Raw genomic sequence first — 14,473 nt, 5'->3', positions numbered from 1 at the left:
GGTGCATCGCGCATCGAAAAGTGCCCCCAGAGCATCCACCCATCAAAGGAGACCTCCATGCTCAACGCCTCGCTTGACAACACCGCCGCCGACCGGACCGACCAGACCCGCCACGCCTACAACGCCGCATTCGAAGAGCTCGGTTTGACCTGGCACTGGGATGCCGCCACTTATGCCCGATTGCAGGCCCAAGGTCGCGATGCCGTGCGCACCTATCTGGAAACCGAGCAGGCGCATCTGCTGCGAGCCTACGAAGCAGATTTCCTGGTTGAGGCCATCGAAGCGGCCAAGGCCCGCTGCCATGCCAGCATGGTCGCCAGCCGGGCAAACCCGGCTCCTTATGCCGGCTGGTCCAGCCATTCACTCACGCCAGCCAATAGCCGGCCAAAAAACACCACCCCTGCACCCCGGTTCACGCCGAGTGCGCTGTACACGTGAAGGGCCGGAATGTCTAACCGTTGGCTACGTTTCAGGGAAGGCAATTCAACCGGCTTCGGAACTCTCGAGGGAGAGAACATCCGGGTTTGCCAGGGCAACATGTTCTCCGGTGCGACACCCACAGACCGGGCGTTGCCGCTGGCCAGCGTCGAGCTTTTGATGCCGGTACGGCCCAGCAAGGTCATCGCGATGTGGAACAACTTCCACGCCCTGGGTCAAAAGCTCAATCTGGCCGTGCCGGCCGAACCGCTCTACTTAATCAAGGCGCCGAACTCCTACCTGGATCCAAACGGAATCATCGTAAAACCTCCATGCGATGGCAAGGTTGTTTTCGAAGGCGAACTGGGCATCGTCATCGGCAAAACCTGCAAGCAGGTTTCCGAGCGCGATGCAATGGATCATGTGTTCGGCTACACCTGCGCCAACGATGTGACGGTCGCCGACATACTGAACCGTGATGCCTCGTTTGCCCAGTGGGTACGCGCCAAAGGGCTGGATACCTTCTGCCCCTTCGGCCCCGTCGTTGCCACAGGCCTTGATCCGGAAAAGCTGGTGGTTAAAACCATCCTCAACGGCGAGATCCGCCAGGACTATCCCATTAGCGACATGCGCTTTTCAGTGAAGCAGCTGGTGAGCTTGATATCCCAGGACATGACACTCTATGCAGGCGATATCATCCTGTGCGGTACGTCAATCGGCGTGGGATCCATGAAACCGGGAAGCACGATCGAAGTGGAGATTGCCGGTATCGGCAGGCTCAGTAACCGGTTCGAATAACGTTTTTTACCAGGAGCACGGGTGTGAAGATTGCGATCATTGGGGCCGGAGCCATCGGCGGTTATGTGGGTGTGAAATTGGCTTTGGCCGGTGAGGACGTAACCTTCATCGTACGGGGCGCCAACCTGGATGCTATTCGCAAAAAAGGCATGAAGCTCATCATGCATGATGGCACCGAACACGTTGCGGAAAATGTCAAGGCGACCAACAACTACACAGAAGCCGGCCCGCAGGATCTGGTGATCCTGGCCATGAAGGCACATCAGGTAGAGGCTGTAGCCAACGATCTTCCCAAGCTGTTTGGGCGTGACACCACAGTCGTCACCATGCAAAACGGCATCCCCTACTGGTACTTCCATAACCATGGTGGCCCGTTTGAAGGAAGCCAGGTCCATAGCGTGGACCCCAGCGGTACGCTGTCAAAAATGATCCCTCCGCAGCGCGTCATCGGCTGTGTCGTCTACCCGGCCTCTGAACTTGTGGCGCCAGGTGTCGTGAAACATATCGAAGGCGACCGCTTTCCGGTCGGCGAGCTTGACGGCTCAATCAGCGAACGTGTCACGCGAATTTCAGAATGTTTTGGCAACGCGGGGTTCAAGGCGCCCGTTTTGGACAACATCCGATCGGAGATCTGGCTCAAGCTTTGGGGCAATCTCACTTTCAACCCCATCAGCAGCCTGGCCCATTCCACACTGGTGGACATTTGCCAATATCCGCTGACACGCGAACTGGCTGCCAGCATGATGCGCGAGGCGCAGGAAGTCGCGCACAAACTGGGCATCGAGTTCCGCGTCACGCTGGACAAGCGCATCGCCGGTGCGGAGAAAGTGGGCAAGCACAAAACATCCATGCTGCAGGACATCGAAGCCGGTCGAGCCCCGGAAATCGACGCCCTGGTGGGTTCAGTAGTCGAACTGGGACGCCTTACGCAAACACCAACGCCGCACATCGACACGGTATATGCCCTGGTCAAGCTGCTCGCAAAAACCATGGACGAAGAGCGCGGACAGGTGCGCCTTCAGCTCGCGGCCTGATTGCCCGGTAACGCCGGGCTTTGGGCTTGGCACCGACAGGACTGTGCCAGCCAATCAGGCCTCATCCAATTGCTGCGGCGCACAACGGTTTTTCTTGTTGCCGCGACCTGCGGCAAGCCTCAAAAACGATCCGACTCAAGGTCCAAAGGCCAACGATTTCTTCATAGCCTCAACCACTGCGTCCGAAGGAGTGTCGAAATCGAACTTGGCCCCAAGGTCCAACGCCTTTAACAGAAGCGGGTTTGCGTTCTTGAGGGAGTCGAACAGAGTAGCCGCTTTTTTGGTCACATCTGCTGGAGCGCTAGGGTGAACGTACAGCCCGTAGCCCCAACTCGCGTTGGCGGTCGGCACAATCACCAGTTGCGCCATATGGATGCGTTCATCGGTACCGTGGTGGCTTTTCATGGTGGCAGCCTGTGCACTCTGTAGCCGGGTAATCAGGCCGGCCCACCGGTCCGCTTGCCAATGAAATGCCGCTTTGGTCGGCAAGTAGCTTTGCCCCAGCCCTTGTTGAGGCAATATTTCGACCACCGTGCCGCAAAAATTCTCGGCTTTTACGAGCGATGTGGTCACACCGCTTTTCATGCCAAAGCAACTGGTCGCCTTGAGCTTGGCGAGCACTTTGGCTTGATCAGCGGGAGGGAGCGTCTTCAACTCGACCGGTTTGCCGTCCTTGACCGTTCCGATGTCAGCCAGAATCAGTACAGCCGACTGGATCGGGTCCATGTTGACAGCCACCGGCTTATAGCCCGAGGCAAGACCGACCACGGGGTTGCCATAGACCCAGCATGGTGGAGCCGGCTTCTTGACGGCTGTCAAAACATCCTGCGTCTCCCGGATGTTGAGCACCGGCGTGACCGACAGCCCCGTGGGACGGATAAAGTCAACGAGTTCTTTCAGGGCACTTTCGGTTTGCGAGGCTCCCTCGCCCCGGATCACTTGCGGATTAAGGTAAAGCCCGCCTTCGCACGACTGCGCTTGGGCGGTCACACCGCAGGAAAACAGAACTGCCAGGAACAATGCGTTTTTCATGGTTTTTACCTTTCAAAGCATGTGTGAGGTTCCAGTCACGCACCTCGACGCGGAGCATCAGCTAGCCCGCTGAAATTCATGTTACGGCGTTGTCACACTTTCCTCCTAGGGACATACGCTATCTAGGCGCGCCATACAGCGCCGAAGCGGCTCCGGAGAAACCCTAGAGCGGCTCGAAAATCCCGCAAACTTGACCCCTGTCAAGAGTTTTTGGCCCACTTGGTAAGACCATACGTCTGCAATATGCTCGGCTAGGGAATCAGTAAAGAAATTCCAGCCAACAACAGAGTTACCCAATACAGGAGACAACGTGATGAAAACCAGATTTGCGAGCATCAAGAATAAAGTGGCTGCAGCAGGGACATGCGCCATCGCAGCAGCGGCGCTGACGGCTTTCCCGGCCCACGCGGCCTGGGAGCCCACCAAGCCGGTGGAGTTCGTGGTACCAGCAGGTACCGGTGGCGGGGCCGATCAGATGGCTCGCCTGATGCAAGGTATCGTCATCAAGCACAAGCTGATGAAAGAGCCGCTGATCGTCGTCAACAAGTCCGGCGGCGCGGGCGCCGAGGGTTTCCTCGAGGTGAAAGGGGCCACGGGCAATCCGCACAAGATCATCATCACGCTGTCCAACCTCTTCACCACGCCACTGGCAACCGGTGTTCCCTTCAACTGGCGCGACATGACCCCCGTGTCCATGATGGCGCTGGACCAGTTCGTTCTTTGGGTGAATGCGGAAAACCCCGCCAAGACCGCCAAGGACTACCTGGCAGCTGTGAAAACCGCAGGCCCCAGCAAAATCAAGATGGGCGGCACCGGCTCCAAGCAGGAAGACCAGATTATCACCGTCGGCATTGAGCAGGCCACCGGCACCAAATTCATCTATGTCCCCTTCAAGGGCGGTGGTGAAGTCGCTGTGCAGCTCGTCGGAAAACACGTTGACTCTTCCGTCAACAATCCGATCGAGGCAGTTGCCCAGTGGCGCGCCAACCAGCTCCGGGCCCTCTGCGTCTTCGATGACAAACGGATGACTTACAAGACCAAGGTCACCGATACCCAGTCGTGGGCCGATATCCCGACTTGCAAGGAAGCCGGTGTGCCCACCGACTACACCATGCTGCGCGGCATTTTCATGGCGCCCGGTGTGTCCAAAGACCAGCTCGAGTTCTACGTCACGCTGCTCAAGAAGATTCGCGACACGCCTGAGTGGAAAGACTACATGGAAAAAGGCGCGTTCAACCAGACCTCCATGTCCGGCGACGAGTTCGGCAAATGGCTGGGCAGCGCTGAACAGCGCCATCGCGAGCTGATGAAGGAAGCCGGCTTCATCGCGAAGTAACGATCAAGAAAGCCCCGTTCGCCGGGTTTTCCCCTGCGGGCTGGCCACGCGCCAGCCCCACAATCAATCAAGTTCGCCCTGGTGCAGGGCACTCAATCCAACGGAGTTGCTCATGGAGCCAAACCAAGAATCCGGCGCGGAAGTCCGCTCGGGCGTCGCGACCTATGTCGTTGAAGCAATCGTCGCCACCTGTATCGTCATCCTGGGCGCCATAGTCATCCAGGGCAGCTGGGCCCTCGGGTCCGGCTGGACCAGCGACGGCCCCGGCTCAGGCTACTTCCCGTTTTATATCGGCATCATCCTGTGCATTTCAGGCGCCGGCACCCTTTATCAAACCCTGTTCGGCAAGGAAAAAAATACCGAAGTATTCGTCGACGGCGAACAGCTCAAACGCGTTTTATCGGTCCTGATTCCTGCCATCGTTTACGTGGGGGCGGTCCAGTTTTTAGGCCTCTACGTTGCATCGGCCGTTTACATCGCACTGTTCATGATCATCCTGGGAAAATTTTCCCCGATCAAAAGCGTGATCACAGCCTTCCTTGTGAACGCACTTTTCTTCTTCATGTTCGAGGTCTGGTTCAAGGTTCCCTTGTTCAAGGGCCAGTTCGAGCCGCTGAGCTTCCTCGGCTACTGAGCCCCCTCTACCCACAACGAGCCCACTGAACTTTTACCGGATATCGAAATGGAAGAACTTAACTCGCTTTTTCACGGATTCAGCGTCATCCTGACGCCGATGAACATCGTCCTGATGTTCGTGGGCATCATTCTGGGTGTGCTGATCGGCGTGCTGCCCGGCCTGGGCGGCGCCAACGGTGTGGCTATCTTGCTGCCACTGACTTTCACGATGTCGCCCACTTCGGCCATCATCATGCTGTCCTGCATCTATTGGGGTGCGCTTTTTGGCGGTGCGATCACCTCCATTTTGTTCAATATTCCGGGAGAGCCCTGGTCGGTGGCCACCACCTTTGACGGCTACCCGATGGCCCAGCAAGGCAAAGCCGGCGCCGCGCTGACGGCTGCGTTCACCTCCTCTTTTATCGGCGCTTTCGTTGCCGTGGTGATGATCACCTTCCTGGCGCCACTCGTCGCCAAGTTCGCGCTCAAGTTCGGCCCTCCCGAGTTTTTCGCGGTCTACCTGCTGACTTTCTGCAGCTTTGTGGGCATGGGAAAAGGGTCTCCGTTCAAGATCCTCGCGTCCATGACGATCGGCTTTGCGCTGGCGTCTGTTGGGATGGACACCGTGACCGGCCAGTTGCGCCTGACCTTCGGCATCCCGGACCTTATGCGCGGTTTCGATTTCCTGATCGCGGTGATCGGTCTGTTCGGTATCGGCGAAATCCTGCTGTCCATGGAAGAAGGCCTGGCTTTCTCTGGCAAGAGCGCCAAGATCGACCCCAAGGTCGTACTGGAAACATGGAAGAAGTTGCCGAAATACTGGATGACGTCCCTTCGCAGCTCGCTGATCGGCATCTGGATGGGCATCACCCCTGGCGGCGCCACACCTGCCTCGTTCATGAGTTACGGCCTTGCCAAGAAGATGTCAAAGAACGGCTCGAAATTCGGCACCGGCGAAATCGAAGGCGTGATTGCGCCCGAAACCGCAGCGCATGCCGCCGGCACCAGCGCCCTGCTCCCCATGCTGGCACTGGGCATTCCAGGCTCACCCACCGCAGCCGTGCTGCTCGGCGGCCTGCTGATCTGGGGCCTGCAGCCCGGACCGCTGCTGTTTGTTGAACAGAAGGACTTCGTCTGGGGGCTGATCGCCAGCATGTACCTGGGTAACCTGGTGGGCCTGATCGTTGTGCTGACCACCGTCCCGTTGTTCGCATCCATCCTGCGCATTCCGTTCTCCATCATTGCCCCTGTGATTGTGGTGATCTGCGCGATTGGCGCCTACACCGTGCACAACGCCATGCTGGATATCTGGTTCATGATGCTGTTCGGTGTCATCGGCTATCTCTTCAAGAAGCTCGACTATCCGCTGGCGCCGCTGGTTCTGGCACTGGTTCTCGGAGACAAGGCTGAGGATTCATTCCGCCAGGCCATGCTTGTGTCGCAAGGTGAAATGTCCATCATGTGGTCTAACCCACTGGTCGGCGGCATCACCACGCTGGCCCTGGTGTTGCTGTTCTGGCCATTGATTTCTCGCGTCATGGCAAAGATTCGCCCACCCAAGAAGAGCGAATTCGCGGCAGAACAGCCGGTGGACTGACCTCCTGCGAAAAGCCACAAAAAAGCCGGGTACATCACCCGGCTTTTTTATTTCCGCTTCGCTGAACCTGTCAGATCTTGCCGCGTTGTTTAAGCCGGCTAAGGGTTTCTGCTGAGAGATTCAGGTAAGACGCCAGTTCCTTCTTCGGAATGCGGTCAAACAGCTCCGGATGTTTGCGCTGAAAGCGCTTGACGCGCCCCGGTGCATCCAGCAAATGCAGCGTGATGGTATGGGCCATGATTTCACTCATCAGGCGCATCACGTAATACTCGAACGACTGCTTGATTTCATGATGCCGCTCCAGGAAAGCCACCCATTCGGGCAAGGGCAGCTTTGCCACCCGAACCTTGGTAACGCAGACCGTGCTGTATGGCGTGGGGGTGCCCAGGCGCCAGGCCGCGTAGCTGGTTTCCATGTCCCGCTCGTCGGCAAAGCGAAGAATCATCTCCTTGGCCTGCTCGTTGGTCACCACCCGCTTGAGGATGCCCTCAAGAATGAAATATTGCTCCATTTCGTGCACGCCCTGCTCCAGCAGGGAATCACCTTTCTGGCCGTCAACAATGACCAGGTGCGACTCCAATTCTGCACTCTGTTCCGCCGTCATCCCCTTCAAAACAATGTTCTGCGCCAATTGCACGCGAATGACGTTTCTCTCGGGATGATTTGGTATGGACGACATGGAGGCAATAAGGATTGAGCGAGACGCAGATTGGCGGGTTTTTCGGGGTGGGGAATCCACCGAAAATTGACCGTGGTCAATGGCCAAATCTGAATCGATTCCTATGATACCTCGACGGTGCAAATGACCCGCCTGAGTGCAAAAAGTGAAGCAACGTGACCCACCGCGGAAGACCCTGATTCAGGTCAATACGTTTTCCAGGGCGGGACACACAGCCAACTGCTTTGCTCAACCTTTATCGAAGTCACACGAAGAGACATTCATTATGACCAACGCGACCTCCACGACAGAGCAGATCGACGGTTTTCACCTCGTCATCGATGCCCTCAAGCTCAACGGCATTGACACGATCTTCGCCCTGCCCGGCATTCCCATTACCGACCTGACCCGCAAGGCGCAGGCCGAAGGAATCCGCATGATTTCTTTCCGCCACGAGCAGCACGCCGGCAACGCCGCTGCGGCTGCGGGCTTCCTGACGCAAAAACCAGGGATTTGCCTGACGGTATCCGCGCCAGGCTTCCTCAACGGACTCACCGCCCTGGCCAATGCAACGACCAATTGCTTCCCGATGATCCTCATCAGCGGCTCCAGCGAGCGCGAGATTGTCGATCTTCAGCAAGGCGACTACGAGGAAATGGACCAGCTGGCAATTGCCAAGCCATTGTGCAAAGCAGCATTTCGCGTCCTCCATGCCGAAGACATCGGTGTCGGCATCGCTCGCGCCATCCGTTCGGCGCTGTCTGGCCGTCCCGGCGGCGTTTACCTCGACCTGCCGGCCAAACTGTTCAGCCAGTCGATGGACGCCGCAGCCGGCAAGAAATCGCTCATCAAGGTGGTCGATCCCGCACCGCGCCAGATTCCCGCCCCCGATGCGGTCAAACGCGCACTGGACCTGCTCAAGGGCGCCAAACGCCCGCTGATCGTGCTTGGCAAAGGCGCTGCCTATGCGCAGTGCGACGCCGATATCCGCACCCTGATCGAGAAAACCGGCATCCCTTATTTGCCGATGTCCATGGCCAAAGGCCTGCTGCCGGATACGCATCCACAGTCGGCTTCGGCCACCCGCTCTCACGTGCTGGCAGAAGCCGATGTGGTGATGCTGGTCGGTGCGCGCTTGAACTGGTTGCTCTCGCACGGTAAAGGCAAGACCTGGGGCGGCCAGAATGCCGACACCCGCCAGTTCATCCAGATCGACATCTCGCCGACCGAAATGGACAGCAACGTACCGATCGCCGCACCCCTGGTCGGCGACATCGGTTCGTGCGTCTCCGCGCTGCTGGCAGGCCTGGGCTCAAGCTGGGCCAAACCGCCGGCCGAATGGACTCAAGGGATCAACGAACGCAAGGACAAGAACCTGTCCAAAATGGCGGCGACGCTGGCGCTCAATCCGCCCACGATGAACTTCCACAGCGCACTGAACGTCATCCGCAATGCGGTCAAGGCGCGTCCCGACGCCATCGTGGTGAACGAAGGCGCGAACACCCTGGATTTCGCGCGCAGCATTGTCGACATGTATGAGCCCCGCAAGCGTCTGGACGTCGGCACCTGGGGCATCATGGGCATCGGCATGGGCTTTGCCGTCGCGGCCGCGGTGGTTACGGGTAAACCCGTAATTGCCATCGAAGGCGACAGCGCTTTCGGCTTTAGCGGCATGGAGGTAGAAACCATCTGCCGCTATAACCTTCCAATTTGTGTCATCGTCTTCAACAACAACGGCATTTACAAGGGCACTGACGTCAATCCGCTAGGCGGCGATGTGGCACCCACCGTTTTCGTCAAGAATGCACGCTACGAAATGATGATGCAGGCTTTCGGCGGCGTGGGCGTTCTAGCCAACACACCGGCAGAGCTGGCCAAGGCGCTGGACGAAGCCGTCAAGTCCGGCAAGCCGACCCTGATCAACGCGATCATTGACGAAACTGCAGGCACCGAGAGCGGCCGGATCACAAGTCTGAATCCGCAAAGCGCTGCAGCAAAGAAGTAATCCAAAGCATCCTAAGGAGAAATCAAAATGAGCAACAAACCACTCGCCGGCATCAAGATCATCGACTTCACCCACGTTCAGGCAGGACCCGCCTGTACCCAGATGCTGGCCTGGTTCGGCGCTGACGTGATCAAGGTCGAGCGTCCTGGCTCTGGCGACGTTACCCGAAGCCAGTTGCGTGACATCGAAGGCGCTGACGCGCTGTATTTCACCATGCTCAACAGCAACAAGCGCGGCCTGACGCTGGACACCAAAAAGCCCGAAGGCAAGGAAGTGTTGGAGAGGCTCATCAAGGAATCCGACGTGATGGTCGAGAACTTTGGTCCCGGTGCGCTGGACCGTATGGGATTCACCTGGGAACACATCCAGTCACTCAACCCAAAAATGATTCTGGCATCCGTCAAGGGTTTCTCTGACGGCCACCACTACGAAGACTTGAAGGTTTACGAAAACGTGGCCCAGTGCGCAGGCGGTGCAGCGTCCACCACCGGCTACTGGAAGGGCGAGAACTCAGGCCCCACCATTTCGTCTGCCGCCTTGGGCGACAGCAATACCGGCATGCACCTGGCCATCGGTATTTTGACGGCCTATATCGGCCGGCAGAAGACTGGCAAGGGCCAAAAAGTCGCCGTGTCCATGCAGGACAGTGTGCTCAACCTGTGCCGCGTCAAAATGCGCGACCAGTTGCGTCTGGACAACCTTGGCTACCTGGAAGAGTACCCGCAATACCCGCATGAAATGGAAGCTTTCAAAGACGGCGTGGTACCGCGCGGCGCCAATGCCGGCGGTGGCGGACAACCCGGCTGGATTTTGAAATGCAAGGGCTGGGAGACCGACCCCAACGCCTATATCTATTTCACGGTCCAGGGGCACGCCTGGGAGCCGATCTGCGACGCACTGGGCAAACCAGAGTGGAAAACCGACCCGGCCTACACCACGGCCAAGGCACGCCAGCCGCACATCATGGATATCTTCGCCACGATTGAAGCATTCATCGCCGACAAGACCAAGTTCGAAGCCGTGGACGTCTTCCGAAAATTTGATATTCCTTGCGCGCCCGTGTTGTCGATGAAGGAGTTGTTGCATGACAAATCCTTGCGTGCCAGTGGCTCCATCGTTGAAGTCCCGCATAAAGTGCGCGGTAGCTACTTCACCGTGGGCAGTCCGATCAAGTTCTCTGACACCAAGCCCGAAGTAACGGCATCGCCCCTGCTGGGCGAGCACACCGATGAGGTTCTGGCCGAACTCGGTTACAGCAAAGACCAAATCGCGGCCATGCACACTGCAAAAGCGGTGTGAGCGCAATCTTGAAGTAGCGGTCTTGATGGCCCAGAAAGACGGCGTTCAGATTGAGCGCCGTTTTTTTTAAGGCCTCAGTCAGCTTATTTTTCGGTAACAGGAGTGGACATATGCAAACAACAACCGACCTGAAACAGCTTGTGGAGGCTGTTGGCGATGCCATTGTGGCTTCCGATGCCGGTGGTGCAATTGTCTTGTGGAACCCTGCGGCCCAGCGGATGTTTGGCTTCACAGAAGAAGAAGCCCTGGGTAAATCGCTGGACATCATCATCCCGCAGCGCCAGCAGCAGCGCCACTGGGACGGCTACCACAAGACAATGGCGACCGGACAAACGCGGTATGGCAACGACGTCCTTCGTGTGCCCGCAGTGCACAAGGACGGGCACGGGTTGTCTATTGCCTTTACCGTCGCGCTGTTACATACCCCGGACAACAAGGTGTCGGCGATCGTCGCGGTGATCCGCGATGAAACCGCCCGCTTTGCCGAAGAACGCAATCTGAAAAAACGCCTGACGGAACTGGAGATGCAGCTTGTCCCTCAAGGCAAAACACCGTAACCCAAAAGACAAAGGCACATCACCGGTGCAGTGATTAACATAGGGGTTGAACCGGGCACCCAGGTGTCCTGCAGCATGGCGCAAGCCACACGAGCATCCATTTCAACCTCCAGCAGGAACTTTCATGAGCAAAGCGTTAGACGGCGTTCGCATCCTTGACTTCACCCACGTCCAGTCCGGGCCTACGTGCACCCAGTTGCTGGCATGGTTCGGCGCAGACGTCATCAAGGTCGAGCGCGCCGGCGAAGGCGACGCGACTCGCGGACAGTTGCGCGATATTCCCGGCGTGGACAGCCTGTACTTCACCATGCTGAACCACAACAAGCGTTCAATCACGCTGGACACCAAGAAGCCGAAGGGCAAGGAGGTCCTGGACACCCTGATCAAGGAATGCGATGTGCTGGTCGAAAATTTCGCGCCAGGCGCGCTGGACCGCATGGGTATCACCTGGGAACACATCCAGAAGCTCAATCCCCGGATGATCGTCGCATCGGTCAAGGGTTTTGGCCCCGGCCCCTACGAAGACTGCAAGGTTTACGAGAACGTCGCCCAGTGTGCCGGCGGCTCGGCCTCCACTTCCGGCTTTGACGACGGCCCGCCCATGGTCACGGGCGCACAAATTGGTGACAGCGGAACCGGCCTGCACCTCGCGCTCGGCATCGTCGCAGCCCTCTATCAGCGCAACACCACGGGGCGCGGCCAGAAAGTACTGGCGCCCATGCAGGATGCCGTGCTGAACCTGTGCCGGGTCAAACTGCGCGACCAGCAGCGCCTGGAGCGCACCGGCACCATGCACGAGTATCCGCAGTACCCCGACGGCAAGTTCGGCGAAGCGGTCCCCCGCGCCGGCAATGCTTCTGGCGGTGGCCAGCCCGGCTCCATCCTGAAATGCAAGGGCTGGGAAACCGACCCCAATGCCTACATCTACTTCATCACCCAGGGCGCCGTATGGCCAGCCGTGTGCAAGGTGATCGGCGAAGAGAGCTGGATCGACGACGAAGCCTTCGCGACGCCGGCCGCCCGCTTGCTGCACTTGAAGCCGATCTTTGCGCGCATCGAAAAATGGACCATGACCAAGACCAAATTCGAGGCCATGGAAATCCTCAACAAATACGACATCCCCTGCGGCCCCATTCTGTCGATGAAGGAAATTGCGGAAGAGCCCGCGCTTCGCGAAACCGGAACGATTGTTGAAGTCGACCACCCCACCCGCGGCAAATACCTGACCGTGGGCAACCCGATCAAGATGTCCGACAGCGCCACCGAGGTCACCCGCTCACCCCTGCTGGGTGAGCACACCGACGAAGTATTGACGCAATTGGGCTACGGCGCCGATTACATCGCCGAATTACGCGCCGAACGCGTCATCTAGGTCGGGCAACTCTCACGCCACCAACGCCAGCCACACAGCGAGCCCACACGCTTCATGAACCACCCCATCATTCCCATCGCCGTCATCGACGCCTCCAAGCAGCGAAAGCGTCAAGCACCCAAGGGGCGCCGCGTCGACCCGCAGTCGTTGGCCGAAGTGCAGAGCCTGTTGGGCACCGAGTCGCGTCAGCCGGACCTGCTGATCGAACACCTGCACAAGATTCAGGATAAGTTCGGTCATCTGTCGGCCGCCCATCTGGCCGCACTGGCTCAGGAGATGAGGCTGGCGCAGACCGAGGTCTATGAGGTGGCAACCTTCTATCACCACTTCGACGTGGTTAAGGAGGGCGAAGCCGCTCCAGCCGCACTCACGGTGCGGGTCTGCGATGGCTTGGCCTGCGAAATGGCAGGCGCCAAAGACCTTTTGGACAGGCTGCCCGCCCTGCTCGGCCGGGACATCCGCGTCATCGCAGCGCCTTGCATTGGTCGATGCGAGCAGGCCCCTGCGGCCGTGGTGGGACAAAACCCGGTGCCGAACGCCAGCTGCGAAACCATCGCCGCAACCGTGGCGGCAAGGGCCACCCAGCATGTTCCCGAAGGTTTTACCGACCTGCCCGCCTACCAGGCGAAAGGCGGCTACAGCCTGCTCAAGCAGTGCATTTCGGGCGAGCGGGATATCGAGACTGTTCTCAAGACCATGGAAGACTCCGGCCTGCGCGGTCTGGGCGGCGCCGGCTTTCCTTCCGGCCGAAAGTGGCGCATCGTACGTGCCGAAAAAGGCCCGCGCCTGATGGCGGTCAACATCGACGAAGGCGAACCCGGCACCTTCAAGGACCGCGTTTACCTGGAGCGTGACCCGCACCGCTTCCTCGAAGGCATGCTGATCGCTGCCTGGGCTGTCGGCATCGAAAAAATCTACGTTTACCTGCGCGACGAATACCACGGTTGCCGCAACATGCTGGAGGCCGAAGTGGCCAGGCTGAGGCTGGACCCCCTGATGACCGGCATGCCCGAAATCGAACTGCGCCGCGGCGCGGGCGCCTACATCTGCGGCGAAGAGTCGGCCATGATCGAATCCATCGAAGGCAAACGCGGCATGCCCCGCCTGCGCCCCCCCTACGTCGCACAAGTGGGCTTGTTCGGCCGGCCGACGCTCGAGCACAACTTCGAGACTCTGTATTGGGTGCGCGACATCCTGGAAAAAGGCGGTGAGTGGTTCGCTTCGCACGGCCGCAATGGCCGCAAAGGCTTGCGCTCGTTCTCCGTGTCCGGGCGGGTCAAGGAGCCTGGCGTCAAGCTGGCACCGGCCGGCATCACCATCCAGGAGCTGATCGACGAATACTGCGGCGGCATGCTGGACGGCCAGAAGTTTTATGCTTACCTGCCCGGCGGTGCTTCAGGCGGCATCCTGCCCGCCACGATGAACACCATCCCGCTGGACTTCGACACGCTGCAGCCTTACGGCTGTTTCATCGGCTCGGCCGCCGTGATGATCCTGTCCGACAAGGACACAGCCACCGATGCGGCACGCAACATGATGCGATTCTTCCACCACGAGTCCTGCGGCCAGTGCACGCCCTGCCGTGTCGGCACGGCAAAGGCGGCGCATCTCATGGAGCAACCCAAGTGGGATCTCGCTCTGCTGGCAGACCTGTCTCTGGTCATGCGCGACGCATCGATCTGCGGCCTCGGTCAGGCAGCGCCCAATCCCATGGACTGCGTCGTCAAGTACTTCTCCCATGAACTATGAGCCC

At 58.8% G+C, this 14,473-nt stretch carries 13 protein-coding genes; 11 read left to right on the top strand and 2 right to left on the bottom strand.

From position 1 onward, the window contains the following. Positions 1-57 precede the first annotated feature (57 nt). Genes AC1DY9_RS03620 through AC1DY9_RS03610 form a run of 3 tightly spaced genes read left to right on the top strand, consistent with a single transcriptional unit; the run spans position 58 to position 2,249 of the window. Positions 58-438: an HAD family hydrolase gene (locus AC1DY9_RS03620; RefSeq protein ID WP_457280487.1), complete on the top strand. Its 381-nt coding sequence runs from the start codon at positions 58-60 to the stop codon at positions 436-438. Positions 439-447: 9 nt separating this feature from the next. Beyond that, complete coding sequence (locus tag AC1DY9_RS03615) at positions 448-1,215, top strand: fumarylacetoacetate hydrolase family protein (RefSeq protein WP_477665804.1); 768 nt, start codon at positions 448-450, stop codon at positions 1,213-1,215. Positions 1,216-1,238: 23 nt separating this feature from the next. Continuing rightward, the gene (locus tag AC1DY9_RS03610; protein WP_457280485.1) at positions 1,239-2,249 is read left to right on the top strand and encodes a 2-dehydropantoate 2-reductase; all 1,011 of its coding nucleotides are present in this window, start codon (positions 1,239-1,241) and stop codon (positions 2,247-2,249) included. 135 nt (positions 2,250-2,384) lie between these two features. Here AC1DY9_RS03610 and AC1DY9_RS03605 read toward each other — a convergent pair whose 3' ends face one another. Beyond that, complete coding sequence (locus tag AC1DY9_RS03605) at positions 2,385-3,281, bottom strand: hypothetical protein (RefSeq protein ID WP_457280484.1); 897 nt, start codon at positions 3,279-3,281, stop codon at positions 2,385-2,387. Between the two features lie 313 nt (positions 3,282-3,594). Between AC1DY9_RS03605 and AC1DY9_RS03600 the strand changes: the two genes are divergently transcribed. The 3 genes from AC1DY9_RS03600 to AC1DY9_RS03590 all read left to right on the top strand — a co-directional run bounded on the left by AC1DY9_RS03600 (position 3,595) and on the right by AC1DY9_RS03590 (position 6,829). Next, the gene (locus AC1DY9_RS03600; protein WP_457280483.1) at positions 3,595-4,617 is read left to right on the top strand and encodes a Bug family tripartite tricarboxylate transporter substrate binding protein; all 1,023 of its coding nucleotides are present in this window, start codon (positions 3,595-3,597) and stop codon (positions 4,615-4,617) included. Positions 4,618-4,729: 112 nt separating this feature from the next. Next, positions 4,730-5,251 (top strand): tripartite tricarboxylate transporter TctB family protein, encoded by a 522-nt coding sequence (locus AC1DY9_RS03595; RefSeq protein WP_457280482.1) that lies wholly within the window; start codon positions 4,730-4,732, stop codon positions 5,249-5,251. Positions 5,252-5,299: 48 nt separating this feature from the next. Then, positions 5,300-6,829, top strand: a complete 1,530-nt coding sequence (locus AC1DY9_RS03590; RefSeq protein WP_457280481.1) for a tripartite tricarboxylate transporter permease — start codon at positions 5,300-5,302, stop codon at positions 6,827-6,829. Between the two features lie 70 nt (positions 6,830-6,899). Here AC1DY9_RS03590 and AC1DY9_RS03585 read toward each other — a convergent pair whose 3' ends face one another. Continuing rightward, positions 6,900-7,508, bottom strand: a complete 609-nt coding sequence (locus tag AC1DY9_RS03585; RefSeq protein WP_457280975.1) for a Crp/Fnr family transcriptional regulator — start codon at positions 7,506-7,508, stop codon at positions 6,900-6,902. A gap of 265 nt (positions 7,509-7,773) precedes the next feature. Here AC1DY9_RS03585 and oxc point away from each other — a divergent pair, with 265 nt between their 5' ends. The 5 genes from oxc to AC1DY9_RS03560 all read left to right on the top strand — a co-directional run bounded on the left by oxc (position 7,774) and on the right by AC1DY9_RS03560 (position 14,469). Then, positions 7,774-9,492 carry an oxalyl-CoA decarboxylase gene (gene oxc / locus AC1DY9_RS03580; RefSeq protein WP_457280480.1) on the top strand — a complete coding sequence of 573 codons (1,719 nt, stop codon included), beginning with the start codon at positions 7,774-7,776 and terminating at the stop codon, positions 9,490-9,492. A 27-nt stretch (positions 9,493-9,519) separates the two neighbouring features. Continuing rightward, positions 9,520-10,791: a formyl-CoA transferase gene (gene frc / locus AC1DY9_RS03575; protein WP_457280479.1), complete on the top strand. Its 1,272-nt coding sequence runs from the start codon at positions 9,520-9,522 to the stop codon at positions 10,789-10,791. A gap of 110 nt (positions 10,792-10,901) precedes the next feature. Then, positions 10,902-11,348 carry a PAS domain-containing protein gene (locus tag AC1DY9_RS03570; protein WP_457280478.1) on the top strand — a complete coding sequence of 149 codons (447 nt, stop codon included), beginning with the start codon at positions 10,902-10,904 and terminating at the stop codon, positions 11,346-11,348. Positions 11,349-11,472: 124 nt separating this feature from the next. After that, a complete protein-coding gene (gene frc / locus AC1DY9_RS03565) occupies positions 11,473-12,720 on the top strand; it encodes a formyl-CoA transferase (protein ID WP_457280477.1) in 1,248 nt (415 codons plus the stop codon). Positions 12,721-12,774: 54 nt separating this feature from the next. Continuing rightward, positions 12,775-14,469 (top strand): NAD(P)H-dependent oxidoreductase subunit E, encoded by a 1,695-nt coding sequence (locus AC1DY9_RS03560; RefSeq protein WP_477665803.1) that lies wholly within the window; start codon positions 12,775-12,777, stop codon positions 14,467-14,469. Positions 14,470-14,473: the final 4 nt, after the last annotated feature.

It is taken from the genome of Polaromonas sp. P1_F6, assembly GCF_056405695.1.
This window is presented reverse-complemented; position numbering and strand designations above follow the sequence as displayed.

Excerpts from the sequence above, each read along its gene's own strand:
- AC1DY9_RS03620 (WP_457280487.1), top strand. The coding sequence starts at position 58 with ATGCTCAACGCCTCGCTTGACAACACCGCCGCCGACCGGACCGACCAG.
- AC1DY9_RS03615 (WP_477665804.1), top strand. The coding sequence starts at position 448 with ATGTCTAACCGTTGGCTACGTTTCAGGGAAGGCAATTCAACCGGCTTC.
- AC1DY9_RS03605 (WP_457280484.1), bottom strand. The coding sequence starts at position 3,281 with ATGAAAAACGCATTGTTCCTGGCAGTTCTGTTTTCCTGCGGTGTGACC.
- AC1DY9_RS03600 (WP_457280483.1), top strand. The coding sequence starts at position 3,595 with ATGAAAACCAGATTTGCGAGCATCAAGAATAAAGTGGCTGCAGCAGGG.
- AC1DY9_RS03595 (WP_457280482.1), top strand. The coding sequence starts at position 4,730 with ATGGAGCCAAACCAAGAATCCGGCGCGGAAGTCCGCTCGGGCGTCGCG.
- AC1DY9_RS03590 (WP_457280481.1), top strand. The coding sequence starts at position 5,300 with ATGGAAGAACTTAACTCGCTTTTTCACGGATTCAGCGTCATCCTGACG.
- AC1DY9_RS03585 (WP_457280975.1), bottom strand. The coding sequence starts at position 7,508 with ATGTCGTCCATACCAAATCATCCCGAGAGAAACGTCATTCGCGTGCAA.
- oxc (WP_457280480.1), top strand. The coding sequence starts at position 7,774 with ATGACCAACGCGACCTCCACGACAGAGCAGATCGACGGTTTTCACCTC.
- frc (WP_457280479.1), top strand. The coding sequence starts at position 9,520 with ATGAGCAACAAACCACTCGCCGGCATCAAGATCATCGACTTCACCCAC.
- AC1DY9_RS03570 (WP_457280478.1), top strand. The coding sequence starts at position 10,902 with ATGCAAACAACAACCGACCTGAAACAGCTTGTGGAGGCTGTTGGCGAT.
- frc (WP_457280477.1), top strand. The coding sequence starts at position 11,473 with ATGAGCAAAGCGTTAGACGGCGTTCGCATCCTTGACTTCACCCACGTC.
- AC1DY9_RS03560 (WP_477665803.1), top strand. The coding sequence starts at position 12,775 with ATGAACCACCCCATCATTCCCATCGCCGTCATCGACGCCTCCAAGCAG.